The sequence below is a fragment of the uncultured Brachybacterium sp. genome, from assembly GCF_947500705.1.
Classification (GTDB): Bacteria; Actinomycetota; Actinomycetes; order Actinomycetales; family Dermabacteraceae; genus Brachybacterium.
This window is the reverse complement of record NZ_CANMSY010000008.1, coordinates 48,983-73,804: the sequence shown is the minus strand read 5'-3', so window position 1 is coordinate 73,804 and position 24,822 is coordinate 48,983. Positions and strand designations below refer to the sequence as shown.

At 70.4% G+C, this 24,822-nt stretch carries 21 protein-coding genes; 13 read left to right on the top strand and 8 right to left on the bottom strand.

Features of this window, described 5'->3' with window-relative positions; translation table 11 throughout:
• Positions 1–112 precede the first annotated feature (112 nt).
• Positions 113–1,177 (top strand): non-hydrolyzing UDP-N-acetylglucosamine 2-epimerase, encoded by a 1,065-nt coding sequence (gene wecB, locus Q0937_RS13680; RefSeq protein WP_299304595.1) that lies wholly within the window; start codon positions 113–115, stop codon positions 1,175–1,177.
• Positions 1,177–2,376: a glycosyltransferase gene (locus Q0937_RS13675; protein WP_299304593.1), complete on the top strand. Its 1,200-nt coding sequence runs from the start codon at positions 1,177–1,179 to the stop codon at positions 2,374–2,376. Before wecB ends, Q0937_RS13675 begins: the two co-directional genes overlap by 1 nt.
• Before the next feature lie 55 nt (positions 2,377–2,431).
• Here Q0937_RS13675 and Q0937_RS13670 read toward each other — a convergent pair whose 3' ends face one another.
• Genes Q0937_RS13670 through Q0937_RS13655 form a run of 4 tightly spaced genes read right to left on the bottom strand, consistent with a single transcriptional unit; the run spans position 2,432 to position 7,187 of the window.
• Entirely contained in the window at positions 2,432–3,505 is a 1,074-nt protein-coding gene (locus tag Q0937_RS13670; protein WP_299304592.1) for an acyltransferase, read from the bottom strand.
• Positions 3,498–5,438 carry a DUF6541 family protein gene (locus tag Q0937_RS13665; RefSeq protein WP_299304590.1) on the bottom strand — a complete coding sequence of 647 codons (1,941 nt, stop codon included), beginning with the start codon at positions 5,436–5,438 and terminating at the stop codon, positions 3,498–3,500. The genes Q0937_RS13670 and Q0937_RS13665 overlap by 8 nt, the downstream gene beginning before the upstream one ends.
• Positions 5,435–5,857 carry a DUF2304 domain-containing protein gene (locus Q0937_RS13660; RefSeq protein ID WP_299304588.1) on the bottom strand — a complete coding sequence of 141 codons (423 nt, stop codon included), beginning with the start codon at positions 5,855–5,857 and terminating at the stop codon, positions 5,435–5,437. The genes Q0937_RS13665 and Q0937_RS13660 overlap by 4 nt, the downstream gene beginning before the upstream one ends.
• Before the next feature lie 4 nt (positions 5,858–5,861).
• Positions 5,862–7,187 carry a nucleotide sugar dehydrogenase gene (locus Q0937_RS13655; RefSeq protein WP_299304586.1) on the bottom strand — a complete coding sequence of 442 codons (1,326 nt, stop codon included), beginning with the start codon at positions 7,185–7,187 and terminating at the stop codon, positions 5,862–5,864.
• A 167-nt stretch (positions 7,188–7,354) separates the two neighbouring features.
• On the opposite strand from Q0937_RS13655, the gene Q0937_RS13650 reads away from it, so the two are divergent.
• On the top strand, positions 7,355–8,074 hold the full coding sequence (locus Q0937_RS13650; protein WP_299304583.1) for a glycosyltransferase family 2 protein: 720 nt from the start codon (positions 7,355–7,357) through the stop codon (positions 8,072–8,074).
• A gap of 30 nt (positions 8,075–8,104) precedes the next feature.
• Here Q0937_RS13650 and Q0937_RS13645 read toward each other — a convergent pair whose 3' ends face one another.
• Positions 8,105–9,244, bottom strand: a complete 1,140-nt coding sequence (locus Q0937_RS13645) for an LCP family protein (RefSeq protein WP_299304581.1) — start codon at positions 9,242–9,244, stop codon at positions 8,105–8,107.
• A gap of 442 nt (positions 9,245–9,686) precedes the next feature.
• Between Q0937_RS13645 and Q0937_RS13640 the strand changes: the two genes are divergently transcribed.
• The 6 genes from Q0937_RS13640 (at position 9,687) to Q0937_RS13615 (ending at position 16,767) form a co-directional block, all read left to right on the top strand.
• Positions 9,687–10,694: a glycosyltransferase gene (locus tag Q0937_RS13640; protein WP_299304578.1), complete on the top strand. Its 1,008-nt coding sequence runs from the start codon at positions 9,687–9,689 to the stop codon at positions 10,692–10,694.
• Positions 10,695–10,762: 68 nt separating this feature from the next.
• Positions 10,763–11,602, top strand: coding sequence for a glycosyltransferase (locus Q0937_RS13635; RefSeq protein ID WP_299304766.1), 840 nt, complete (start codon positions 10,763–10,765; stop codon positions 11,600–11,602).
• Positions 11,603–11,737: 135 nt separating this feature from the next.
• Entirely contained in the window at positions 11,738–12,898 is a 1,161-nt protein-coding gene (gene glf / locus Q0937_RS13630) for a UDP-galactopyranose mutase (protein WP_299304576.1), read from the top strand.
• 56 nt (positions 12,899–12,954) lie between these two features.
• A complete protein-coding gene (locus tag Q0937_RS13625; RefSeq protein WP_299304574.1) occupies positions 12,955–15,060 on the top strand; it encodes a glycosyltransferase in 2,106 nt (701 codons plus the stop codon).
• Complete coding sequence (locus tag Q0937_RS13620; protein ID WP_299304571.1) at positions 15,057–15,983, top strand: ABC transporter permease; 927 nt, start codon at positions 15,057–15,059, stop codon at positions 15,981–15,983. Before Q0937_RS13625 ends, Q0937_RS13620 begins: the two co-directional genes overlap by 4 nt.
• Positions 15,984–15,996: 13 nt before the next feature.
• On the top strand, positions 15,997–16,767 hold the full coding sequence (locus tag Q0937_RS13615; RefSeq protein ID WP_299304569.1) for an ABC transporter ATP-binding protein: 771 nt from the start codon (positions 15,997–15,999) through the stop codon (positions 16,765–16,767).
• Positions 16,768–16,882: 115 nt separating this feature from the next.
• Here Q0937_RS13615 and Q0937_RS13610 read toward each other — a convergent pair whose 3' ends face one another.
• Together Q0937_RS13610 and cofE are read right to left on the bottom strand one after the other, a co-directional pair.
• Entirely contained in the window at positions 16,883–17,611 is a 729-nt protein-coding gene (locus tag Q0937_RS13610) for a TIGR03089 family protein (RefSeq protein ID WP_299304566.1), read from the bottom strand.
• On the bottom strand, positions 17,608–18,711 hold the full coding sequence (gene cofE / locus Q0937_RS13605; RefSeq protein WP_299304563.1) for a coenzyme F420-0:L-glutamate ligase: 1,104 nt from the start codon (positions 18,709–18,711) through the stop codon (positions 17,608–17,610). The genes Q0937_RS13610 and cofE overlap by 4 nt, the downstream gene beginning before the upstream one ends.
• A gap of 141 nt (positions 18,712–18,852) precedes the next feature.
• Between cofE and Q0937_RS13600 the strand changes: the two genes are divergently transcribed.
• The 4 genes from Q0937_RS13600 to Q0937_RS13585 are packed head-to-tail and all read left to right on the top strand — an operon-like array spanning position 18,853 to position 24,237.
• On the top strand, positions 18,853–19,152 hold the full coding sequence (locus Q0937_RS13600; RefSeq protein WP_299304560.1) for a WhiB family transcriptional regulator: 300 nt from the start codon (positions 18,853–18,855) through the stop codon (positions 19,150–19,152).
• Positions 19,153–19,164: 12 nt separating this feature from the next.
• Positions 19,165–22,596 (top strand): hypothetical protein, encoded by a 3,432-nt coding sequence (locus Q0937_RS13595; protein WP_299304557.1) that lies wholly within the window; start codon positions 19,165–19,167, stop codon positions 22,594–22,596.
• Positions 22,589–23,146: a hypothetical protein gene (locus tag Q0937_RS13590; RefSeq protein ID WP_299304555.1), complete on the top strand. Its 558-nt coding sequence runs from the start codon at positions 22,589–22,591 to the stop codon at positions 23,144–23,146. The genes Q0937_RS13595 and Q0937_RS13590 overlap by 8 nt, the downstream gene beginning before the upstream one ends.
• On the top strand, positions 23,143–24,237 hold the full coding sequence (locus Q0937_RS13585; protein WP_299304553.1) for a DUF5719 family protein: 1,095 nt from the start codon (positions 23,143–23,145) through the stop codon (positions 24,235–24,237). The genes Q0937_RS13590 and Q0937_RS13585 overlap by 4 nt, the downstream gene beginning before the upstream one ends.
• A gap of 36 nt (positions 24,238–24,273) precedes the next feature.
• On the opposite strand, the gene Q0937_RS13580 is transcribed toward Q0937_RS13585, so the two are convergent.
• Positions 24,274–24,729: a metallopeptidase family protein gene (locus Q0937_RS13580; RefSeq protein WP_299304551.1), complete on the bottom strand. Its 456-nt coding sequence runs from the start codon at positions 24,727–24,729 to the stop codon at positions 24,274–24,276.
• Positions 24,730–24,822: the final 93 nt, after the last annotated feature.

Genomic DNA, 24,822 nt, shown 5'->3' with positions numbered 1-24,822 from the left:
GCGCGTCGAGACCGGTCTCACGGAGCGGGCGGTTACAGTGGAACGCGCATTGGCCGTCGTCGCGCCCGTGGCCGGAACTCCGGTCCCGACCTCGAATTTCCGTGGAGACCTCATGAAGATCCTGTCCGTCGTGGGCGCGCGCCCACAGTTCGTCAAGCTCGCCGCCATCGCGGATGCCGCCGCGAAGCGTGACGATGTCGAACACGTCATCGTCCACACCGGTCAGCATTACGACGCCGCCATGAGCGACGTCTTCTTCGCCGATCTGAGGATCCCCGCCCCGGACGTCAACCTCGCCGTCGGCTCCGGCTCCCATGGCCGTCAGACCGGTGCGATGCTCGCCGGCATGGACGAGGTGCTCGAGGAGCACCGGCCGGACTGGACGCTCGTCTACGGCGACACCAACTCCACCCTGGCCGGAACCCTCTCCGCGGTGAAGATGCACCTGAAGGTCGCGCACCTCGAGGCCGGACTGCGCTCCTTCAACCGGCGCATGCCCGAGGAGCACAATCGCGTGCTCACCGACCATGCCGCGGACCTGCTGCTGGCCCCCACCGAGGTTGCCCGACTGCACCTCGCATCGGAGGGCCTCGCCGAGCGCACCCTGGTCACCGGTGACGTGATGACCGATGTCTGCCTGCGCGTCGCCGCCTCCGTCGAGGGCACGCCGCTCGCGCTGCCGGAGGGTATCGACCCCTCCGGTGAGTTCGCCGTCGCCACCATCCACCGGGCCGATAACACTGACGACCCCGCGCGCCTGCGGGCGATCGTCGCCGCGCTCCAAGCCCTCGACATCCCGCTCGCGCTGTTCGCGCACCCGCGGCTCGTCGCCAAGGCGAAGGAGGCGGGCATCAACCTGGCAGCAGGTGCTGTCCACGTCGGTGCCCCCCTCGCCTACCCGGATCTCATCAACGCCGTGAACTCCGCGAGCGCGGTGGTCACCGACTCCGGCGGTCTGCAGAAGGAGGCGTACCTCCTGGGCACCCCCTGCTCCACCGTGCGCACGGAGACGGAATGGGTCGAGACCCTCGAGAACGACTGGAACCGACTGGTGTCCGATCCCTCCGAACTCCCCGCGGCCGTGACCCGCGTCCGACCCACGGCTGATCAGCCCCCCTACTACGGGGACGGGAAGGCTGCCGAGCGGAGCGTCGACGCACTGCTCGAGCGCGCCTGATGTCACCCCGGTCCCGCACCCCACGACGCCGTGGCGCAGATCGCCCTCTGCATGTCGTCGTCGCAACCCGTCTCTTCTCACCTGAGCCTGTCGCGGCAGCGTTCCGCCAGGAAGCACTGGTCCTCGCCCTCGAGCGAGCCGGGGCGGAGGTCACGGTGCTCACCAGCACTGCCCCGGGTACCGGGAAAGTCCGTTCACGGGAGCGGCACGTCTCACGCTGGCCGGTCAAACGGGACCAGCAGGGTCAGGTCCGCGGGTACCTCTCGTACCTCAGCTTTGACATCCCGCTCGCGCTGCGGCTGATGCTGCAGCGCCGGATGGACGCGCTCGTGCTTGAGCCGCCGCCCACCACCGGGGCCGTGGGATTGGTCGCCGCGGCGATCCGGCGGGTGCCGTACACCTACTATGCGGCGGACGTCTGGTCCGATGCGGTGGACAGCGTCGAGGGAGTGCCCTCGATCGTGAGCCGGCTGCTGCGCGTGTCGGAAACCACGGTGTGGAAGCGCGCCGCAAGGGTGCTGACCATCTCACCGGGCGTGCAGCACCGCGTCGAGGAGCTAATCGGGAGCAGGCCGAACCTGGTCATGGTCGGCAACGGAATCGACACCGGAATGTTCACCCCGGAAGGGCCCGACGGGGGAGAGCAGGGGCAGTACTTCGTGTACGCGGGCACTGTGTCGGAATGGCAGGGTGCGGGCGTGTTCGTCGATGCCTTCGCCCGGGTGCGCGCCACGCACCCCGATGCGCGGCTGCTGTTCTTCTCCGAAGGCAGCGGGCGCGACATGCTCGAGCAGAGGGTGCGGGAGGAGGGCATCGCCGGTATCGAGTTCCGCGACAAGATCCCTGCCGCCCAGGTGGCCGCTCATCTTCGCGGGGCGGTCGCCGGTCTGTCCTCCATCACTCCTGAGCAGGGTTACGAATTTGCGCTGCCCACCAAGATCTATGCCGCCACCGCCACCGGCACCCCCGTCATCCACGCGGGGGAGGGCGCCGCATTCGATCGGATCCGGGCCAACTCCCTCGGTTGGGCCTGTGACCATGACGCGGAGTCCGTCGCCGAGGCGATGGAGTCGGCACTGCGCGGCGAAGGGAACCTCTCCCCGGAGCATCTGCGGCAGTGGACCGTGGAGAACGCGTCCCTCGCGGGCTGTGCCGCGAAAGGCGCCCGCGCCGTGCTCGAGAGCGTGCGGCGCCCGTGACCCGTTCATGACCCGATCGATCCCATAGGGCTCCGGCACCGGACCCTCGGGGACGTCAGAAGATCAGTCGGAGCAGTGGGATGCGCTGACCCACGAGAGCGAGGAGAGTTGACACGGCGACCGTCAGCGCCCAGGCCCCGACCATCGCGCCGGGGGTGTACGGCGAGAGCGCAGGGAACAGCTCCCGCAGCACCACGAGCGCGGCGAAGTGGACGAGGAAGATCCCGAAGGTGGCGTTGCCGACGGTCCGCAGAAGGCGTTCCATCCGTTCCGAGACCCTCCAGCCGCGGCACAGGCTCGAGATCGAGGCCATCAGGACGATCGCGTAGACCACCACCGGCAGGGAGACGTAGCTCGGAGCGAGTACGGAGAACCACAGATCCGGGGTGCCATCTTCCGCGGCGCGCTTCGAGGCGACGTACAGCCAGGTCACCAGCGCGATGAATCCCGGCACCGTGGCCAGTCCCACGACGGCGGCCCAGCGCGGGATCGGCCGTACCAGGAAGGCGCGGCCGAGCACGAAGTACCCGGTGTACAGGAGGAAGAAGGTCGCCGTCCCCGCCTGGAGTGGTACAGAGTGGCCGACGCCCATCTGCCCGGCCTGTCCGATGGCCATCACACCAACGGTCCACAAGCAGGCGACGAGTCCGAGCACCCAGGCGCGGACCTCCTCGTTCCCGGCGAGGAACGCCTGCAGGACGGGCGCGACGAGGTAGAGCCCGGCGATGGCGAACAGGAAGTAGAGGTGGGTGTAGGTCTGCCCGCTCACCACCAGGTCGAGCACGTCGAGAACGGAGACCGGATGTCTGGAGACCATGGTGCGGATCACGACGATGTAGAAGGCCGACCAGACCACCATGGCCGGGACGATCCGGATCGCCCGCTTGCGGAGGAAGACGAGGGGTCCCTGGTGATGCGCGCGGGGATCGAGGCTGAGGGCACCGGCCATCATGAAGAACACCGGGACGGCGATCACGAGAGCCATGTCGAGGGTGATCACGGAGAGGCCGACCTGGCCGCTGCTCACTCCGCCTCCGACGACGTGGATCGCCACGACCCCCAGCACCGCGAGGACTCGGGTCACATCGAGGAAGGGGAGATACGTGCGCTGCGGGCGGGGATCAGACATCTGCATCACAGTCGACCGCGAGCAGCCGTGAATGGGAGGTCTCGAACACGACGTCTCCGATCTCCGATCCCACCTCGTTCAGTACGGCGAACTCGGGGGAATTGTTGTACGGGGTCAGTTCGGTGTAGATGTACCCGATGCCCGCGCCCTGAAGCAGCTGGCAGTGCTCGGGCGAGGTCGCAGCGAGCGTCGCGGCAGTCAGGAGCTGGGTGTCGAGATCTCGTCCCGACATCCCGGCGACGGTGAAGTGCACATCCTGCCCGTAGAGGGCGTAGAGGTGTGCGGCGCCCGAGAACGGACTGGCAAGCACCGTCGCGTCAGGGTCGAGCAGGGGGACGTGCTGCTCGAACATCGCGCGCTCATCGGCCTGGAGGAACCGGCCTCGACCCGGGTACTCCGCGGCGAGATTCTTCGCCGCGTTATCACTGCGCGCGGGGACCGAGGCCAGGGTCACGACGGCGGCCACGACGACGAGCGCACTGACCAGAGGACGGGCCAGGGCGGGGCGTGGAGCGCCGATGGTCCTGGTCCGCAGCTTCCGGGACCACCACTGCAGACCAGGAACGATCAGCACGGCCGAGAGCATCGCCAGGGGCATCGAGAGCCGGTCCTGTCCGCGGTAGTAGAGGATCGAGAGGTTCAATGGGGAGTCGAGAGCGGCGTCGAGGTAGATCGCGGCGATCACCACCCAGGCGACGCCCACCCAGCGACTCGAGCTGCGGAACGACGTGACCAGACCCGGCCACCACAGCACAGCGATCACCACTCCGAGCGCCATGGGCCACACGGTGAGAAGGCCCAGCAGGATCTCCCCGAGCGCCGTCCACCAGGGGATCTGGAGCCCTCCGGAGAAGCCGGTCACCTTGGCACCCATCGGCGTGTACGTCAGAAGCGCGACAGGCAGCAGCGCGGCCACGGGAAGGACGAGCAGACCCGGGTGGTTGCGCCAGCACCGGGCACCGGTCACCGCAGTGAGCACCGCGAGCAGGAGCAGCGCGGTCACGGCGACATTGGGGTGCAGCAGGCCCAGCCCGAGTCCGGCGAGACCCACCGCCGCTGTCGCCGCCATTGCCGCCTTCCACAGCGGCGGGGTGCGCGGGCCCTCGGGCTCGGTGAGCCGAGGCAGCAGGGCACCCCAGAGCGCAGCGGCGGCGGCCAGCGCCCCGGGAAGGGCGGCGAACCCGCTGAGGTTCGGAATGGGAGAGAGGTGGATCGCGAGGTCCACCGGGGTCGCGGGGATGAGCGCCGCGACCATCGCAGAGGCGAAGGGAGCCCAGGCCACCTGGGGGAACAGAGCACGGGACAAGAGCGCGGTCCCCAGCACCCAGGGCAGGACCGCCAGCGCCAGCACGGCGCCGTTGAGCATGTTCGGGATCTCGACGCCGGGCACCAGGGAGGCCAATGCATGGAACCCGGCGGGGTACGCCGTGGGGTCCCCGGTCGAGTTCGAGACCGAGCCGACCGCCAGGCTCGAAGCCGTGCCGGTCTCGCGGATTCGCTGGAGGGCCGAGAGATGGTAGAGCGTGTCCCAGCGTTCGAGCACCGCATCCGGCCGGCCGGCCTGGACAGCGATCGGCACGATCGCCACGGCCAGGGCGCCCGTGAGCCAGGCCGCGCCGCCGGGGATGATCCGGCGCGAGGACAGTGGCCCGTCGAGCACCGTGCCGGGAAGACGCACCCCGAGTCGCCTCAGCCCGTAGGCCAACGCGATCGCGATGGCGCTTCCGAGCAGGAACGGCAGCAGCGACCAGCGCAGACCGACCAAGGGGGCGATCACGGCGCTCATACCGGCGATCGCGGCTCCGAGGGCGGGGGCCAGGCCGAGCGCCAGCAGCCGTGACCCGCCAAGAGCTCTGGCCGCGGCGTACCCGGGCAGGTACGCCGCGGCCAGCACGATGATGATCGTGACGAGCAGCTGAATCAGTTCGGTCATTCCTTGTGGCGCGGGAGCATGCGCTCGCGATACTTCAGGGGCTGTTCGGCCTCATCGAGCGCCAGGCGCCGCGCCAGATAGGTCGTGCGCTTCTCCGCGGCCTTCGTCCGAGCCTCCTGCAGGGCGAGGAACCCCAGCAGCACCAGCACGGTCGCGTACAGCAGCAGGTCGGCGCCGCGGCCCACCCCCACCAGATGGGCGACGCTGGTGAGCACCCCGGGGAAGAGCACGGCGGCCACGGCGAAGACGGCGAAGGCGAGGATCAGCAGGCGGCGCACGGCGAGCTGCTTCGCGCCTCGCTTCATGAACAGCCAGCCGACGATCACCACGATCCCCACCACCAGCAGCAGCTGGATGATGAAGGTGCGATTGGAGACCAGGGTCGGGCCCAGGCTGAGGATCAGCTCCTGCTCACCCATCGGTTCAGGCCTGGTCGGTCTGCTGGTGGGTGGAGGCGGAGCCGTCGCCGAGGACGAGGCGGGGGGTGCCCTTCCAGTTCTCGGCGGTGGTGATGTTGCGGCCGTCCACGATGAGCTTGATCCCGGGCACGTCCGCGGCGGTGAGGTCCTTGTACTCGGGATGGTTGGTCTGGACGATCACGAGGTCCGCCGCCTCGCCGAGGTGGTACGGCGCCCAGCCGAAGTCCTCGATCTCGGTGTCGTCGTAGTAGGTGTCGTGGACCGCGACCTCGGCGCCGTGCGTGCGCAGCGCCTCGACCACGGGGAACACGCCGGAGAACGCGGTCTCCTTCACCCCGGTGCGATACGAGGCACCGAGCACCACGGCCTTCAGCCCCGTGAGCGAGCCGAGGAGGTTCGCGGCACGGTCCACGAGCTTGCCCGGGACCGACGCGTTCAGGGTGCGGGCGGTGCGGACTGTCTCCGCGTGCTGATCGGTGGAGAGGTACAGCCGCGGGTAGACGGGGATGCAGTGCCCGCCCACGGCGATGCCGGGCTGGTGGATGTGGGAGTAGGGCTGCGAGTTCGACGCCTCGATGACCTTGTAGACGTCGATGCCGTTGTCCTGGGCGAACAGCGCGAACTCGTTGGCGAGGCCGATGTTCACGTCGCGGTAGGTGGTCTCCGCGAGCTTCGCCAGCTCGGACGCCTCGGGAGAGCCGAGGTCCCACACGCCGTTGGGCTTGTTCAGGTCGGGACGCTCATCGAACTGGAGCGCGGACTCGTAGAACTCGCGGGCCCGGGTGGTGCCGGCCTCGCTGAGCGCACCGATCAGCTTGGGGTACTTGCGCAGGTCCTCGAACACGCGCCCGGTCAGGACCCGCTCGGGGGAGAACACCGCGAAGAAGTCGACAGATTCCTTCAAGCCGGAGATCTCCTCGATCATCGGCACGAAGCGGGTGCGCAGCGTCCCCACCGGCAGGGTCGTCTCGTAGGAGACGAGGGTCCCGGGGGTGAGATGCTCGGCCAGGGAGCGGGTCGCGGCGTCCATCCACGCGAAGTCCGGCTCCCAGGTGGCGTCGTTCACGAACAGCGGCACCACGATCACGATCGCGTCCGCGCTCGGGATCGCCTCGGCGTAGTCGGTGGTGGCCTTCAGCTTCCCTGCAGGGACCAGCTCGGAGAGCTTCTCCTGCAGGTGCGCCTCACCCGGGAACGGCTCGGTCGCGGCATTGATCAGTTCGACCTGGCGGGGGTTCACATCGACCCCGATCACCTCATGACCGGAATCCGCGAACTGCACCGCAAGCGGCAGGCCGATCTTCCCCAGGGCGACAACAGCAGTCTTCAACTCGGTTCCTCCTCGTGGGGCACCTCTCGGTGCCGCGTGCGCGTCGATGACCACCAGGGGCGGCCCACCGTGACAGGGTATCCTCATCGGCCGTTCTGGAACCTGCATCCCGCGCCATCGCGCCGTCGGTGTTCTCACGTCCGCCCGGCACCCCAGAAGGAGAGCCCTTGAGCACGTCCGATCCTGCGCACGAGGAGCCCGTCGCACCTGCCTCCCCGGGAGCTGACACGACCTGGTTCGTGGTCCCGCTGTTCAACGAGGGGCAGGTCGTGGGCGATGTCATCCGCGCCCTGCGCACCCGGTACCCGTTGGTCGTCTGCGTGGACGACGGCAGCCTGGACGACTCGGCGAGGATCGCCGAGCAGGCAGGCGCGGTGGTCGTCCGCCACCCCTACAACATGGGACAGGGCGCGGCGCTCAAGACGGGCATCGACTACGCGCTGCGGGATCCGCATATGCGGCAGGTTGTGACCTTCGACTCGGACGGGCAGCATCAGGTGGACGACGCCGCCGCGATGATCGCCCAGCGCGATGCCGAGGACGTGGACATCGTGCTCGGCTCCCGCTTCCTGGACTCCCGCACCAAGCCCGGGCTGCTCAAGCGCGTCGTGCTGCGCGGTGCCATCTGGTACACGAATCTGACCACCGGTGTGAAGCTCACCGATGCGCACAACGGGCTGCGGGTGCTGGGCCGCGAGGCCTGCGAGAAGCTCGCGATCGAGCAGAACCGGATGGCGCACGCCTCCGAGATCGTCGAGGAGATCGGGCGCCACAAGCTCACCGTGGCAGAGCATCCGGTGCACATCCTCTACACGGACTACTCCCGCTCGAAGGGTCAGTCGGTCCTGAACTCGGTGAACATCGTCATCGACATGCTCTTCCGCTGACGCCGCAGCCCTTGCAGCCTGCGGCGCTGCTCATGGCGCGGGGGCAGGTTCCGCGGAGCCGTCCGCCACGGAGGCGAAGAAGGCGGCGACGTCGTCCTCATCGGTGAGCAGTGCGACCCCTGAATGCTTCGTCTGGTACTCGGGGTTCTCGATCGGGATGCTGAGCGTCCCCCCGGAGTTCATGGCGCTGCGAGCGGTCAGAGCCATCCGGCCCACATCGACGATCCCGGTGCCCTCGCTCGTGGTCAACGCTCCCGAACCGGCCCCGGCCAGGCGCAGCTGGCTGATCGGGTTCAGCAGCACCGCCGGTGAGGTGACGCGATCCATCAGCGCCCCCACGAACTGCTGCTGGCGCTGCTGGCGCCCGATGTCGGCGGTGGGATCGAAGTAGCGGGCGCGCACGAAGGCCAGCGCCTGCTCCCCGCCCACGTCGTGGCAGCCCTCGGTCATGACCAGCCCGGAGCGCTCGTCGTCGACGTCCTGGTCGATGCACAGGTTCACGTGGCCCACCGCATCGACCACCTGTGCCACGCCGTCGAAGCCGACCTCGACATAGTGGTCCACCGTGAGCCCCGTGAACTCCTCCACGGTCTCGACCAGCAGCGGAGCCCCGCCGAAGGCGTAAGCCGCGTTGAGCTTGTACCCGCCCCTGCCGGGGATCTCGACCAGCGTGTCCCGCGGCAGCGAGATCAGGTAGCTGTTCCCGCCCGGAGCCTTGTGCAGGAGCATGATCGTGTCGGTCCGGGCCCCTTCGGTGCCGTCGGATTCGACGGTGTCGCCGCCGCGGGAGTCGGAACCCGCGATGAGATAGGTGGTCCCCGGGGTGTTGGCGGCCTCGGACAGCGCATCGACGTGCTCGATCCGGCTCTGCGTCCACAGCAGCAGCCCGGCGCCCCAGCCCAGCACCACGACGAGCACCAGGACCAGCAGCGTGGCCCCCAGGCGCAGGTGGCGCGGAGTGCGCAGACGGTTCCGAGAGGTGCGGGGGAGCGGAGCACCGCCGGGTGCCGGGCCCGCAGGTCCCGCAGCCTCCGTGTCGTGACGCCCGTGGCCGCTGGGACGCTGGGGTCCCTGGTCGTGCCATCCGTCTCCGGAGGCGTCGCTCCGCGAGTGCTGCGGGGGAACGCCGCCGCGTGCCTCGGAGGCGCTCTGTCGGGGACCCGGGTGCACCGCGCCGGCGCGAGGCAGCGGACGGGTGGGCGTCGGGCCTTCAGCAGCGGGGGTGGCCGGACGCCGTCCCTGTCTCGGGACCGGACGGGCACTGCCGCCGGCGCGCGCCCGGTGGCCGCCGGGACGTCGAGGCCCTCCCGGTCGTGGGGAGCGTGGCGGTGGCTGGTCGCTCACAGCGGTCTCCTTCCGGCCGGAGCCGTGCATTCGGGGCATCGGGGGCATGCGGGGACCGGTGGGCGGGCCCCTCGGCGCATGCGGCGTCCGCCAGGGTAGTCGCATCGGTGCTTCCCGCGCCGCTGCGGCTCGTCGGTGCGGCGAAGTTCCCGGGAACCTCCCGAGAACCTTCACACCGCGGTCATCATCGAGGTGGGGCCGCCGGCCCGGTGCTCCGTACACTGGGGAGGCGCTGCCGAGACGGCACGAAACAGCAGCAGGAGGCGCAGTGACCCAATCCTCACCCGCAGGCGACCGGACGCCGCAGCAGAGCACCGCACACCCCGACGCGCTCTCTGCGCGCGTGGTCGCCGTCGTGGTGACCTACAACCGCGAGACGCTGCTGCAGGAGTGCCTGGATGCACTCGCGGCCCAGGACCGCCGTCCCGATGCGGTGATCATCATCGACAACGCCTCGACCGATGCGAGCGGCACCGTCGCGGACGAACATCCGTTGGCTGCGGACGTCGTCCACCTGCGTCGGAACGTCGGCGGGGCGGGAGGCTTCGCAGCCGGCATCGCCCGTGCACTGGTGCGTCACGACGCGGACTGGGTGTGGGTGATGGATGACGACACCGTTCCGCGGCCGGGCGCACTGCGCGAGCTGCTGCGGTCCCTCGAGGCCTCCCCGGTGCGGCTGAGCGTGCTCAGCTCGCGGGCCGTATGGACCGACGGGCGCGACCACCCCATGAACACCCAGCGCAGCAGGCTGGGGGCCAGTGCGCAGGAGAAGCGTGATGCCGCCCGCGCCGGCGGGCACCCGATCCGCACTGCGAGCTACGTCTCCGCGCTGCTGAACGGCCAGGACGTGCGCCGGTTGGGACTTCCTTATGCGGACTACTTCATCTGGTCCGACGACTTCGAGCACACCGGGCGTCTGCTGCGGGACGGCCGGGGGATCAGGGTTCCAGGCTCCGTGGTCGAGCACCGTACCGCCCGGTTCAGCAATGCCCAGAACAGCCCCGGTTCTCGTTTCTACTATGACGTGCGCAACCGGCTCTGGGCCCTGCTGCGCACCAGCTCCTTCACCCCGTGGGAGAAGGTCGTCCACGGCGGCGCCACCTCGCTGGGGTGGCTCCGGCTCCTGCTGCGTCACCGCGGTGACCTGTTCGGCGTGGGACTGCGGGGCCTGCTCTCCGCGCTGCGTCGCGGCCCGCGACCGTCCACGACGGTGCTCCAGGCCGACGGTGACGCCGCGGCGGACATCCGCGCGATCGAGAGAGCGGCCGGTCGGTGAACGAGCCGGATCCTCCTGTCTCAGCGGGACAGTCCGACCCGGGGCGGCACAGCCCATTCGCGGTGCTGATGCCGCTGTGGGGACGTGACCTCCCGGATCGCGTCCAGCTCGCCCTCACCTCGGCGACCACTGCCCAGCAGCGCCGCCCCGAGCTGCTGATCCTCACCGTGGACGGGCCGCTCCCGGCCGTGCTCGAGGCATTGGTGCGGCGGGTCGTCGCGGGGGAGTTCGGTCCCGCCCAGGTGCTGCGCCATGACACGCACCGCGGCGTCGCCGCAGCGCTCCAGGACGGCCTCGAGGCCAGCCCCTATGAACTGATCGCGCGCGCGGATGCGGATGACATCTGCCGGCCCGAGCGGTTCGCGCTCCAGATCCCGACCATGCAGGAGCGGAACCTCGACCTGCTGGGCAGTGCGATGCGGGAGTTCAGCGACCGGGTCGAACCCGGCCAGGGCCCGCTGCGCACGAGACCGCTCGAGCACGACGAGATCGTGGGCTATCTGCCGCACCACAGCCCCTTCCATCACCCCACGGTGGTGATGCGGCGCTCGGTGGCGCGTGCCGTCGGCGGCTACCGGGACCTCCCGCTGCTCGAGGACTACTGGCTATGGGAACGGATGATGCTCGGCGGAGCCCGGATGGCGAACCGCCCCGAGGTGCTCGTCGACTATCGCGTCGACGAGGAGCTGTTCGCCCGCCGGGGCGGCTGGAGGCTGTTCTCGAGCGACCTGCAGCTGCAGCGCCGGATGCTGATGGACCGGGTGATCGGCCCGGGACGGTTCGCCCGCAACCTCGTGCTGCGGGGTGCCTATCGCTTCGCTCCGGGCTGGGTCCGTCGCATCAGCTATCGCCGTCTCATCGAGCAGAACGTCGAGGCCCCGCACCCCTCGACAGCCGTCGCATCATGAGGCGAGCCACACCCCTCGGCGCGCCGAGGGCGGCGCTCCTCCCATCGGCCCGGCTCCGATACTGTGAGCGGGTCTCCGGCGGACTCCACCGCACGCATCGAGCGGACCACTCCGCACGCATCGAAAGGACCTCCTGTGTCGACTCCTGATCTCCTGATCGTCGGCTCCGGCCTGTTCGGCCTGACCGTCGCAGAGCGCGCGGTCGCCGAGCACGGCGCGAAGGTGACCATCATCGACCGGCGTCCCCACGTCGGCGGCAACGCCTATTCCGAGGCCGACGAGCAGACCGGCATCGAGGTGCACAAGTACGGCGCCCACCTCTTCCACACCTCGAACCAGCGGGTCTGGGAGTACGTGAACCGCTTCACCGAGTTCACCGGCTACCAGCACAAGGTGTACACGACCCACCAGGGCGTGGTGTACCCGATGCCGATCAACCTCGGCACCGTCAACCAGTTCTTCCAGTCGGCGTACACCCCGGACGAGGCGCGCGCGCTGATCGCGGAGCAGGCCGGGGAGTTCGCCGGCCAGGATCCCGAGAACCTCAACGACAAGGGCATCTCGCTGATCGGGCGACCGCTGTACGAGGCGTTCATCAAGAATTACACCGGCAAGCAGTGGCAGACCGATCCCAAGGACCTGCCCGCCTCGATCATCTCGCGCCTGCCGGTGCGCTACACGTACAACAACCGCTACTTCAACGACACCTACGAGGGCCTGCCCCGGCAGGGCTACACCGCGTGGCTCGAGCGGATGGCGGACCACCCGAACATCGAGGTGAAGCTCGACACCGACTTCTTCGACACCTCGCAGCCGCTGAACAAGGACGCCGTGCGCGGGAACATCCCGGTGGTCTACACCGGACCCATGGACCGCTACTTCGACTTCGAGCTCGGAGAGCTGGGCTGGCGCACCATCGACCTGGAGACCGAGCACCTCGACGTCGGTGACTTCCAGGGCACCTCGGTGATGAACTATGCCGACGCCGAGACCCCGTACACCCGCATCATCGAGCCGCGCCATTTCCACCCCGAGCGCGACCACTACCCCACGGATCGCACCGTGATCCAGCGCGAGTACTCCCGCTTCGCCGAGTCCGGGGACGAGCCGTACTACCCGATCAACTCCGGCAGCGACCGCGAGCGGGTGCTGGCCTACCGTGAGCTCGCCGACGCCGAGCCGCGCACCCTGTTCGGTGGCCGGCTGGGCACCTACCAGTACCTGGACATGCATATGGCCATCGGCTCGGCCCTGTCCATGGCCGACAACAAGCTGTCCGACCTGCTGCGGGCGTGACCCGAGCGCCCCGCCACCCACCACGGGGCATCCGCCGAACGCCGACGAGGAGCACCATGAACGCCACCACCGCCACAGCGGCACCCCATGAGACCGACCAGCCCGCGCAGGGCGCCCCGCAGCGTCTGCTGCAGCGCATGATCCTGCCCTTCGAAGCCTCCCCGGACATCGTGCCGCTGTACATCGAAGCGTCGGACGCCCGCTCCGGCGCGACCGGCGGAGCCTTCGGCCTCGGCGGCAGCTCGGGCGGGGCCGCGAAGGACGAAGCGGACGGCCCCAACACGCATCGCACCGCTCAGACGGCAGTGGACATCAGCGAGCTCAGCGAACGGCATTCCGCCCGCATCCCAGCGCACACCATGCGCTCCTTCGGGACCTACTTCAACGCCTTCCCGGCCAGCTACTGGCGGCGCTGGACGCCCGTGCGGGCGATCCGGCTGACCATCCGCACCGCCGGTTCCGGCCACCTCGTCGTGATGCGCTCCACCGCCCGCGGCACCCTGCAACGGCAGGAGTCCCGCACGGTCGACGGCGCCGGCGAGCAGATCTTCGACCTGCCGCTGACGGCCTTCGGTGACGGCGGCTGGTACTGGTTCGACGCCTACGCCGGCGCGGAGGATCTGACGGTCCTGGGGGCGGAGTGGACCGCCGACGCGGATCTCGCCCGCACCGAGGGCAGCTTCTCGATCTCGATGACCACGATGAACAAGGTCGAGTACTGCCTGGAGAACATCCGCACCCTCGCCGAGGACGACGACCTGCGCGGACTGCTGGACGTCATGTACGTCATCGACCAGGGCTCCGACCGGCTGAACGATCATGCCGAGGAGCTCGCACCCCTGCAGGAGTCGCTGGGCTCGAAGCTGCAGATCATCGAGCAGGGCAATATCGGCGGCTCGGGAGGGTTCTCCCGAGGGATGTACGAGGCGTCCACCGCCGGTGCCTCCACCTATGTCATCAACTGCGACGACGACATCGTGCTCGAGCCGGAGTCCCTGATCCGGATGGTGACCTTCGCGGACTTCGCCACCCGCCCCACCCTGGTCGGCGCCCACATGTTCGACCTGAACAACCGTTCTGTGCTGCACACCTTCGGCGAGGTCGTCGATCCCTGGCGCATCCAGCCGGCGCTCGCGAACGACGGCGGCGAGATGGGCCACGACTTCGCGCTGGATCCGCTGCGCTCGACCCCCTGGCTGCATCGCCGCGCGGATGTCGACTACAACGGCTGGTGGAGCTGCCTGATCCCCACCGAGACGGTGCGCGCCATCGGTCTCAGCCTGCCTGTGTTCATCAAGTGGGACGACGCCGAGTACGGGCTGCGGGCGAAGAAGGCCGGCTATCCCACGGTCTCCCTGCCCGGTGCCGGCGTGTGGCACATGAGCTGGGTGGACAAGGACGACCTGGTGGGCTGGCAGGCCTACTTCCATGAGCGCAACCGCATCATCACCGCGCTGCTGCACTCCCCGTACGCCCGCGGCGGGCGGGTGGTCAAGGAATCGCAGTTCATGGATGTCAAGCACCTGATCTCCATGCAGTACTACACGGAGGCGGGCCGGCTGATGGCCCAGCAGGACGTGCTCGAGGGGCCCGACGCCCTGCACTCCTCGATCGGGACCAAGCTTCCCCAGATCCGGGCGATGGCCGCGGACTTCGATGATGCGGTCGCCAAGAAGGACCAGGACCTGTACCCGCCGATCCACATCGACAAGCCGCCCCGGAAGGGACGTCCCTTCTCTCAGCCGCACCGGCTGATGCTCCCGGTCTGGACGGCGAAGACCCTCGCCAAGCAGCTGCTCAAGCCCACGCAGCCCCGCTCCGCGGAGAACCCGCAGACGGTGATCCCGCACCTCGACGCCAAGTGGTGGCGGCTGTCCGCCTATGACAGCGCGCTGGTCTCCAACGCCGAGGGCACCCAGGTCGCCTGGTACAAGCGGGATCCGCAGCAGGTGCGGGAGATGCTCACCGAGGCGATCACCGCCCATCTCGAGCTGCACCGTCGCTGGAACGACCTGCGTGACAGCTACCGCGAGGCCTCCTCGCGGATCACCTCCTTCGACGCCTGGGAACAGACCTTCGCGGACAACCCGGCGCCGGTGCGTGAGCGTGACCGGGCAGAGGGCTCTGTCCGCAGCGGTGACACCGGAGGCTCTGCGGCGTGACCGCGAACGGCACCGGCGGAGCCGCGCGGCTCCCGTCCCGCGCAGAGCAGGTCGAGGGCTGGCGGGCTCCGGGACAGGACGCGGGCTGGCTGAATCCGATCCGCGAACGCTTCCTGCTGCGCCTGCTGGTGCGCAAGGAGCTGCGGGTGCGCTACCGCGGAAGTGCCCTGGGCATGCTGTGGAGCTACGTCAAGCCCGCGGTGCAGTTCATCGTCTTCTACATCGCGCTCGGCGTGTTCCTGCAGCTCTCGCGGGACACCCCCGCCTACGCCGTCTACCTCTTCAGCGGGATCGTGGTGGTGAACCTCTTCGGTGAGGTGTTCGGCAATGCCACCCGGTCGATCACCGGGAACCAGGCGCTGGTCTCGAAGATTTACCTGCCCAGCGAGCTGTTCCCCTGGGCGAGCATGATCGTGGCGCTCGTGCATTTCCTGCCCCAGCTGGCGGTGCTGGTGGTGGGCGCCCTGCTGTTCGGGTGGCTGCCCTCGGTCACCGCGGCGATCGCGTTCCTGCTCGGGATCGTGATCCTGGTGGTGTTCACGATGGGGCTCGGCATGATCACCGCGGCGCTCAACGCCGCCTTCCGCGATGTCGAGAACTTCGTGGACCTGATCGTCATGGTCGCGACCTGGCTCTCCCCGGTCCTCTACCGGATCTCGATGGTCGAGGAGGCGATCGGGGGGACCGTGTGGTGGTGGCTGTATCAGCTCAACCCGCTGACCATCGTGGTCGAGCTGTTCCACGTCGCCTTCTGGCGCTACGGCCCGGACGTGGTCGACGCCGTCGCCGCGGATCCTTCGCTGGCCGGACCCGGCGAGCCGTTCGGGCTGTGGTGGGCCGGACTGCTGATCGCCGTGGTCACGTTCGTGGTCGGCACCGTCGTCTTCGAGCGCTCGAAGCGGCGCTTCGCCCAGGAACTGTGACAGGAGCACCCGGATGAGCCCGAACATCGACTCCGTACCCGACTCCGCCGCAGTCCCCACGGACCGCGAGATGGTGCGCATCGAGCACGTCACCAAGCAGTTCTCCCTGCGTCACGACCACTCGCTCAAGGAGCTCGTGTTCTCGGCGCTGAAGCGCAAGAAGCTGGCCGACACGTTCCTGGCCCTGAACGACGTGGACCTCACGGTGCACGCCGGGGAGACGGTCGGGCTGATCGGCTTCAACGGCTCCGGGAAGTCCACACTGCTCAAGACCATCTCCGGGGTGCTCTACCCGGACCACGGCCGCGTGCTCCTCCGGGGCCGGGTGGCGGGCCTGATCGAGGTGGGCGCCGGCTTCCACCCCGACCTCTCCGGGCGTGAGAACGTCTACCTCAACGGCGCCATCCTGGGGATGAGCCGTGAGCAGATCGACGAGAAGTTCGAGGAGATCGTCGCCTTCAGCGAGATCGAGGAGTTCATCGACACCGACGTGAAGTACTACAGCTCAGGGATGTTCCTGCGCCTGGCATTCTCCGTCGCCGTGCACACCGAGCCGGACATCTTCCTGGTCGACGAGATCCTCTCCGTCGGCGATGAGCCGTTCCAGCGCAAGTGCCTCGAACGGATCCGCGAGCTGCAGGAGGCCGGCCGCACCATGGTGGTCGTCTCCCATGAGCTCGAGATGCTCGAGAAGCTGTGCACCCGCATCGTCGTGCTCCGCAAGGGCCGGGCCATCTTCGACGGCGACCCCACCGAGGCCGTCGCGACGCTGCGCGCGGGCTGACCCGGCCCGCGGAGCCGCCAGCGCTGCGCGTGAGCCGTCGGCGTCGCCCTGAACCGCCGGCGCTGCCTCCGGGCCGGTGTCGCTGCGCCTGAGTCGGCGGCGCAGCGCCTGGTGATCAGCGGGGGCGGAGCTGCTCGGTCACGCCCTCCTCTCGCGCCTGATGCTCGCCCACCGCGCTCGCGGGACCCACGATCCCGCCACCGGTCAGGAGCGCCCCGAGCAGCTGCGCGGCAGCGGGCAGTCCGTCCTCGTCCGTCAGCAGCCGGGGGAGAGGCGTGCCGTGCGCCGAGTCCGATCGCTGCGGAGCGGCAGGCTCCAGCGGTGCGGGGCCGCTCCAGCGGGGCAGCTCCACACCGAGTCGGTCGGAGCTGCCGCGCACCTCGCTCAGCCAGTCGTGGACCAGCGCGGGCAGCTCCCCGTCGTAGCGCGGCGCGAGCGAGACGGCCTGGAGGGCGAGCACCTCCTCGGCGCTCTCGGCCAGGGTCGAGTCCGGTCGGTCCGTGGCGACCACCTGCGGTGACGGGACCGGAACCGCTGCCTCCCCGGGAGCGCCCCCACGGTCATGCCAGCTCACCTCGGCACCCAGGGACCAGGCCGCCAGGGCCAGCACGAGGCGCTTCCAGTGGGGTGGGAGATCCAGGACCATCCGGTCACCCGGGGCCAGTGCGATCTCGTCGTGGAGGTGCCCGATCGCCTTGATCACCCAGTTGGCCAGCACATGGCCGGACAGCTCGATCCGAGATTCCTCGCCGTACCAGGCGAGCACCGGGTTCGGACCGGTCTGCTCGAGGGCGCGCAGCAGCTGGGCGCCGGTGTCCATGCTCGTCCTGTGCTGCTCGCTCATGTCAGGTCCTCCAGAGAATCGGGGATGGAGAGCTCGAGGGAGATCTCCGGCAGTGCGGCGGCGAGGGATTCGGCTTCCAGCGCGGTACGGATCCGTTCGGCGAGCGTCGCGGCGTGGATCAGCGCGGAGTCGGAGTGGCCCGCCGCCTCCACCACGATATGCGGACGCCCCTCCGGACCCGTGCTCAGGCGGGCCGCCGCGGTGCCGGACGGCTGCCCGGCCCGGGGCAGGGACGCGACCGCGAGTGCCCGGGCGATCCGTTCTCCCTCGGGCTCGGGGGACATCCGTGCGATCGGCTCCTGCTCCGGCGTCAGGCCCAGGGCGACCCAGACCGACTCCAGACTGGGTCGGCGGAACCAGTCCTCGCTCCCGGTGCGGGAGAGCTCACGAGCCGGGACGTCGGCCGCGGTCGCGGAGGCGACTCCCCGGACCAGCGCGGCCGGCACCCCGCTGGCTTTGCCCTTGACCAGGTCGGCCGCGGCGGCGAGCTCATCGGCGAGGTTCCGCACCGTGATGTGCAGCGCCCGGCCGTCGGCGTCGGTCCCGCCGCGCAGGTCCTGCAGCGCGCTGACCCCCGCCGCCCCGAGGGCGATGTCCCCGACACCCACTCGCCAGACCCGGGATGAGGTGTCGGTCAGCAGGACGCCCACGTCGACGCCCAGTGCCTCGACCAGATGATCACGGAGCTCCCGCGCGCAGGCGTCGGGATCCTCAGGCAGCAGCAGCGGCCCCTCGGGTGCATTGGAGGAATCGACCCCGGCGGCCGCCATCACCGGACCGGACGGGATCTGCACCACGGAGGTGACCACCCGCGTGTGCAGGCGGCGGGCGACGGTGCGCACCGCAGCGGCACGGATCGCCTCGTCACGGTCCTCGGGAGCCACCCGCAGCCCCAGAGCCTTGGAGACGATCTTCGTGGAGACGCACAGCACGTCACCATCGGCCGGGGACAGAGGGGCCAGCGCCGCGGCCAGCAGACCGCCGAGGTCATCGCCCTCGCGGATCTCGCCGAGCCCGATGACAGGCAGGACGGTGACTGCAGCGAGCACAGCGGTAGGTGTGCTCGGTGGTGCCTGCGCAGGCGGTGACGTGATCGACATGGGGCCTCCCGGGAATGTGATTCGGATGCGATATGCAAGGCGACGCGCCGACGCCGCTTGACGGACCATAACTACACCGGTGTACTTTAGGGCTCCAACGGGCCTTCGGTGGTCGACACAGCAGTGGAAGGAGTGGTGGCTATGGATGCGGAACGAGTCGAGGACGACGCGCGTGCCGAGCTGTCCCTGCTCGATTTCGCCGGACAGGACTCCGACGACGTTGAGCTGACCTGGCAGGAGCGTGCCCTGTGCGCGCAGACCGATCCGGAGGCGTTCTTCCCCGAGAAGGGCGGCTCCACACGGGAGGCCAAGAAGGTCTGCGTCTCCTGCGAGGTGCGTGCCGAGTGCCTCGAGTATGCCCTCGAGAACGATGAGCGCTTCGGGATCTGGGGCGGGCTGTCCGAGCGTGAGCGCCGCAAGCTCAAGCGCCGGGTGGTCTGACATCCTTCCCTGGTGAGCGATCGTCACATCACCGCAGTCGTCCTGCTGAGCGGGACGACGACCTCGCGCACCCATGACGCGCTGCGTGTCGCAATGTCAGCGCAGACCCGTCAGCCCGAGCGGATCATGGTGGTCGCCCCGACGGGGCTCCCCGAGGATGTCAGCGATGCCATCGCGAGGGGCCTCGGCGACGGGACCATCGATGAGATCCTCCCGATCTCTGCCTCGCTCAGCCGCGCCGGAGCGATCCGAGAGCTTCTCGCCCGCAGCACAGGCGGCCGCGACGACACCGACGAGCTCCCGGACCGCGGCGCAGATTCTGGGCAGGACCCCGAGCCCGCAGGAGTCGCTGAGCGCGACGAGCCCACCGAGAGGGCAACGCGACCCAGCACATCGCGCCCCAGCAGGCGCCGTGCCCGCGTGGTCGACAGCGTCGCGGTCGAACGTGAACGCACCCAGCGGGCGGAGGACCTCGCCCAGGTTCCCCTGCGCCTGCGCGAGGAGCCCTCTCGATCGGGCCGTCGCGCCGCAGCTGCCGACGGTGCGGCGGGCGAGTCCTGGCTCTGGTTCGTGGTCGACGGTGCGACGCCCGGCCTCGATGCCCTCGAACGCCAGCTGGAGGTCGTCGAGCGCTCGCCGAACACCGCGGCGATCGGCGCGAAGCGGGTGCGCCAGGTGGAGGACGGGGACGACCTGCCGCTGACCGCTGAGAGCGCGGATGCCCTGGTGGACGTCGGCCTGACCCTCACCCATGGAGGCCGGATCATCACCGGGGTCGATCCCGGTGAGATCGACCAGGGGCAGGCCGACTGGCGCCAGGACGTCCTGGCCGTGCCGCTGCCGGGCCTGCTGGTCCGTGAGCTGACGCTGCGGGAGGTGGGCGGCCTCGACCCCGACCTTCCCGCACCCTGGGCCGAGATCGACCTGTGCCGACGCATCTGGCGCTCCGGCGAACGGGTCGCGGTCCAGGCCTCCTCCCGGGTGCTGCACCCCTCTCCCACCCGCCCCCTGCTCGAGCGGCTCCAGGAGCAGCGCACCGGGCAGGTGCTGACCCTGCTCAAGCAGCGACGGCTGCTCCACGCCCTGCTCACCCTGGTGCTGCTGCCCCTGGAGACCCTGCTGCGGATGCTCGGCGCGGTCGCCGCCTCCGCGCCCCGCCTGGCTCTGATGGAGCTGCGTGCGGCGCTGGCGGTCCTGCCCCGGGCACGCCGCGTCCTCGCCCGTGGCCGGGGCGACCGGCACCGGGCACGGGTGCCGCGCGGACGTCTGGCCCCGCTCTACCTGCCGCGCGGCGAGGGGATGCGGCGGTGGGTCGACGACACCTGGAGCCGACTGTTCGCCGATGACGACCGGCGCCGCCGGATCCGCTACACCACCTGGGGGATCGCCGGGACCCGGCACGGCCTCGAGGACGCCGACTACGGCCGTCACATCGTCTGGACGGGCGTGGTGGCCCTTGCGGCGACGATCCTGGGGCTGTTCGCGCTGCGAGGCCTGTTCGGCCGCGGGGAGCTGACCGGCCCGGGGCTGCGCCCGCTACCCGAGAGCTGGGATGCTCTCTGGGCCGCGGCCTGGTCGAGCTGGATCCCCGGCGGGCTCGGCGAGCGTGGGCCGGGCGACGCCCTCCTCAGGCTGCTGGGGCATCTGCCGCCCGGCGGAGGACTGCTGATCGAGATCCTGCTCTTCGCCGCGGTGCCGCTCAGCGCCCTGCTGGCGTGGTGGGCCTCCGGCGCGATCACCCGTGCCGTCGGCGCCCGCCTGGTGATCACCACGGTGTGGGCCCTGGCCCCCTCCCTCCTGACCGCACTCGCGGTCGGGGCCTGGCCGCTGCTGCTCGTGCACATCCTGCTCCCGCTGCTCGCCCTGGCGCTCGGCCGCGCCATCGGGCTGCCGCACAAGGTCTCGCAGGCCAGCGTGTCCGCTGCGGCGGCGGGCGGGCTGCTGCTGCTGGTGATCGGGGCGGTCCAGCCCGTGATGGTGCTGCTCGCCGCCGCAGCTCTGGTGCTGATCGCGATCGCCGCGCCCGGCCGCCGACGCCGGCTGCTCTGGGTGCTGCTGCCCTCGCTCGCCCTGCACGCCCCCTACCTCCCGAGCTATCTCGGCCATCCGGGAACGCTGTTGGCGGTGGCCGGGGTCCCGCCCACGGGAGCCACTGCCTCGTCCCTTGAGCTGGCCGGGCTCTGGCCGGTCGCTCCGCAGGTCCAGGAGCTGCTGGTCCCGCTGGTGGGGGAGACGGCGGCGCTGCTGCTGCCGCTGCTCCCGATCGCTCCGGTCGCGCTCGCCGCGCTCTGCTCCCCGCTGCTGACCGGCGCTGCCGGGCGGGCCGGACGGTTCAGCGCGCTGCTCGCCGCGCTCGGCCTGCTCACGGTGCTCCTGGCCCGCGGCACCTGGACCGGAACCGCAGCAGGGCACCTGTCCACGCCCCCGCTGCATGGACTGCTCAGCGTCATCCTGCTGGCCCTGGCGATCGGCGCGGCTGCGACCTTCGACGGCCTCGCCCGCCGGCAGGAGCATGATTCCCGGTCCCGCCGCGCGGCCACCGGGCTCGTCGGCGCGGTCGTGGCCCTCGCCTGCCTGGCCACCGTCGCCGGCTGGACACTGGTGCTGCCGGGCCAGCTGCGACTGGAGCGGACCGAGTGGGGGCAGGTTCCCGCCGCGGCCGCGGACCAGGGACGCACCGAGGCCCGCAGCCGGGTGCTGGTCCTCACCGGGGAGGACGATGGCACTGTCCGTGCCGAGCTGGTCGTCCACGGCGGGGACACAGTCATCCAGCATGCCGCGATCGCCGACGCCCGGGACGTCGCCACCGTCGTCGACGGCCGGGTCGTCGATGACGATCCCGCCTCCGCAGCGCTGCGCGACACCGTCGCCGGAATGCTCTCCGGCGGCGAGAGCCAGGCCGACACAGGTGCGCAAGGCGCCGAAGACGCCGCAGCCCGGACGGCCGCCCCTCTCGCGATCGCCTATGTCGTGGTGCCGGGCGACCCGTCCCAGGAGCAGGAGCTGATGCGCACCCTGGACAGCTCCACACAGCTCGAGAAGGTCACCGAGAGCCCCCGGGGCGGTCTGTGGCGAGTGGTCGATGCCGAGCCGCGGGCGCTGATCACCGGTGGCGCGGCACCCCTGCCCCTGGCCAGCGACGTGATCGAGGCCTCGGGGGCGATCCCTGCGGACGATGCCGAGCGCACGGTGATCCTCTCCGAGCGCTTCGATGGCGAATGGCGCGCGACCCTCGACGGCCACGAGCTCGTCCCCGTCGAGATCGATGGCTGGGCTCAGGGCTTCCTGGTGCCTGCGGGTGCCGAGGGCGTGCTCGATGTGCACCGGGAGCAGCCGCTGCTTCTGCTCTGGCAGCTCCTGCTCTACGGCGCTGTCGCGCTCACCGCCCTGCTGGCGATCCCGTGGCGGGTGCGCACCCGCACGGTGGAGGAGATGTATGGCTGAGAACTCGACCCCGGAGAACGACTCCCTGCTGGACGGTCGCGAGGAGCCCTCCGCTCCGGAGCGTCCGCGCAGGAGCGTGACCAGGATCCTGCTGTCCCTGGCCGCGGTGGTGCCTCTCGCCGTGGCCGCCGGTGCCGTGGCCACCACTGCTCCCAAGGAGCCGCCGGTCGTGCAGCGGGCGGCGGCTGAGTCGGTGCCCGGTGCGAGCACCCACTGGTGCCAAGGGCCTTTGCAGCTGCCTGAGCAGCTCCTGGACAGCGGGCCGGACGCCGAGCTCGCCGTGACCCCTCCCAGCACCGCGATCTCCCTGCGCACGGCCTCCGTCGAACCCGGTTCGTCGGTCCTGTTCGGCACCGTCAGCGGTTCGGCCACCCAGCAGGAGGACGACGGATCCGTCCGCGCTCCGTCGATCACCGCCCGCAGCTCCGACGGCTCGGATCTCGCGGACCAGCCCGTCTCCCAGGACATCGGGGTCTCCGTGCTGGATCTGCCGGCGACCGAGGGACCCCTCCATGTCGCCTCGGCGACCTCCGAGGGCGGGCGTCGGTGACCGACTCTCTCCAGTCCACGATCACCCCCAGCGGGGATTACCGCTCGCTCGCGGTCACCCGCTGTGCCGAGCCTGTGACCGAGGCGAGCTTCCTCGGCATGTCGACGGACACCGGGGATAGCTCCGTGCTGGTTCTCCACAACCCGACCGAACGCGCTGCGACCGCCTCGGTGCAGCTGTGGACCGAGGACGGACCCGCCGCGATGGAGGGACGCAGCCAGGTGGTGGTGGCTCCGGGGGCGGAGGAACGGGTGCTGCTCGAGTCCGTGGCCGCCGGCCAGGCCGCGGTCGGCGTGGACGTCTCCGTGCTCGGCTCACCGCTGGTGATGCACGTCCAGACCACCGAGCGCGAAGGGCTCACCCCCGGCGGCGCCGAGATCCTCTCGCCCCTGCCCTCCGCTGAGACCGAGCTGCAGATGCCGGGGGTGGATGTCGCCGGGACCTCGCCCACGCTGGTGCTCGCCAACCCTCAGGGTGCGGACACCACGGCCACGGTCGAAGTGCTCGGTGCGGAGGGCGCCATCGAGACCGCCGCTCTCGAGGAGATCGAGATTCCCGCCGGCACGGTGCTGCGCACCCCGCTGGACGGACTGCCCGACGGCACCTATTCCGTGAGCGTCCGCGCCGCGGACCCCATCACCGCTGTCACTCGCAGCGCCCGCACCGGGGCGGACCTGCCGGGCGACACCATCGGTGCCCCCGTCGACTTCACCCTGGTGGCCCCGGCCCCGGCACTCAGCTCGCATGGCATGAGCGCCCTCCCGATCCAGGCCGGCGCCGGCGAGCTCACCCTGGTCGCCACTGCAGACTCTGCGGTCACCGTGGTGCCGATCGCGGCCGACGGATCCGCCGGAGCACCGTCGGACGTCACCGTGAACACCGGCGCGACCACCACTCTCACCGCGGCGCAGCTGCAGGTCGACGGCGGCGCGGCCGCCGCGCTCAGCGTGGTCCCGGACGTGCCCGGAGCAGTGCATGCGAGTTGGATGCAGCGAGCTGATGATGGTGCCGGTGGCGTGCTGCTGTCCTCCCTCCCGGTGCTCTCCGACCAGGGTGGCGGCACGCCGGTCGTGGTGCGCCTGGGGGAGTGAGCGGAGCCGTTCAGCGTGCGGTGACGGACACCTGGGTCACCCGCTCCAGGCCTCGGGATCCACGTCCTCGGGCGGGATGTTCAGCAACGAGCCGATCTGCTCGGACAGCACCTGCCGCACCAGCATCTCCAGCTCCGCCTCGTCGGCGCAGCGGGTCTGCAGCGGCCGCCGGTAGAGGATGACCCGGGCGGGATGGGTGCGCGAGGGCGGGATCACCCGTCCGAGCAGCACCGACGCCTCCTCCCAGGGGGCAGGATCGGCCGGCGGCACCTCCTCGACCAGCACCTGCATATGTGCCAGCCGGCGCGGAAACCGTTCGGCGAGCATCGCCCCGGCGTCGGTGACGAGGTCGTCGAAGCGATCCCGGCGCGAGCGATGGCCGGGCAGATGGGGCGGGATCAGGTCCCAGCGCCTCCCGCGGCCGCGGCGATCGCGGCGGCGCGGACCCTGACGAGGGGCCGAGGGCCCGGGGAGCAGCGGCTCGACATCCATGGAGCGCACTCTAGCGGCCGACCGCGGCGGTTCCTGCCTGCATCCGCCGCGGGGAATCCCTTCACCGCTTCCGCAGGGCGCGCCCTCGGCAGG

What these genes read in the sequence shown, in the direction of transcription:
- wecB (WP_299304595.1), top strand. Translation starts at nt 113, where the DNA reads ATGAAGATCCTGTCCGTCGTGGGCGCGCGCCCACAGTTCGTCAAGCTC.
- Q0937_RS13675 (WP_299304593.1), top strand. Translation starts at nt 1,177, where the DNA reads ATGTCACCCCGGTCCCGCACCCCACGACGCCGTGGCGCAGATCGCCCT.
- Q0937_RS13670 (WP_299304592.1), bottom strand. Translation starts at nt 3,505, where the DNA reads ATGTCTGATCCCCGCCCGCAGCGCACGTATCTCCCCTTCCTCGATGTG.
- Q0937_RS13665 (WP_299304590.1), bottom strand. Translation starts at nt 5,438, where the DNA reads ATGACCGAACTGATTCAGCTGCTCGTCACGATCATCATCGTGCTGGCC.
- Q0937_RS13660 (WP_299304588.1), bottom strand. Translation starts at nt 5,857, where the DNA reads ATGGGTGAGCAGGAGCTGATCCTCAGCCTGGGCCCGACCCTGGTCTCC.
- Q0937_RS13635 (WP_299304766.1), top strand. Translation starts at nt 10,763, where the DNA reads ATGCCGCTGTGGGGACGTGACCTCCCGGATCGCGTCCAGCTCGCCCTC.
- Q0937_RS13625 (WP_299304574.1), top strand. Translation starts at nt 12,955, where the DNA reads ATGAACGCCACCACCGCCACAGCGGCACCCCATGAGACCGACCAGCCC.
- Q0937_RS13615 (WP_299304569.1), top strand. Translation starts at nt 15,997, where the DNA reads ATGAGCCCGAACATCGACTCCGTACCCGACTCCGCCGCAGTCCCCACG.
- Q0937_RS13610 (WP_299304566.1), bottom strand. Translation starts at nt 17,611, where the DNA reads ATGAGCGAGCAGCACAGGACGAGCATGGACACCGGCGCCCAGCTGCTG.
- cofE (WP_299304563.1), bottom strand. Translation starts at nt 18,711, where the DNA reads ATGTCGATCACGTCACCGCCTGCGCAGGCACCACCGAGCACACCTACC.
- Q0937_RS13600 (WP_299304560.1), top strand. Translation starts at nt 18,853, where the DNA reads ATGGATGCGGAACGAGTCGAGGACGACGCGCGTGCCGAGCTGTCCCTG.
- Q0937_RS13590 (WP_299304555.1), top strand. Translation starts at nt 22,589, where the DNA reads ATGGCTGAGAACTCGACCCCGGAGAACGACTCCCTGCTGGACGGTCGC.
- Q0937_RS13580 (WP_299304551.1), bottom strand. Translation starts at nt 24,729, where the DNA reads ATGGATGTCGAGCCGCTGCTCCCCGGGCCCTCGGCCCCTCGTCAGGGT.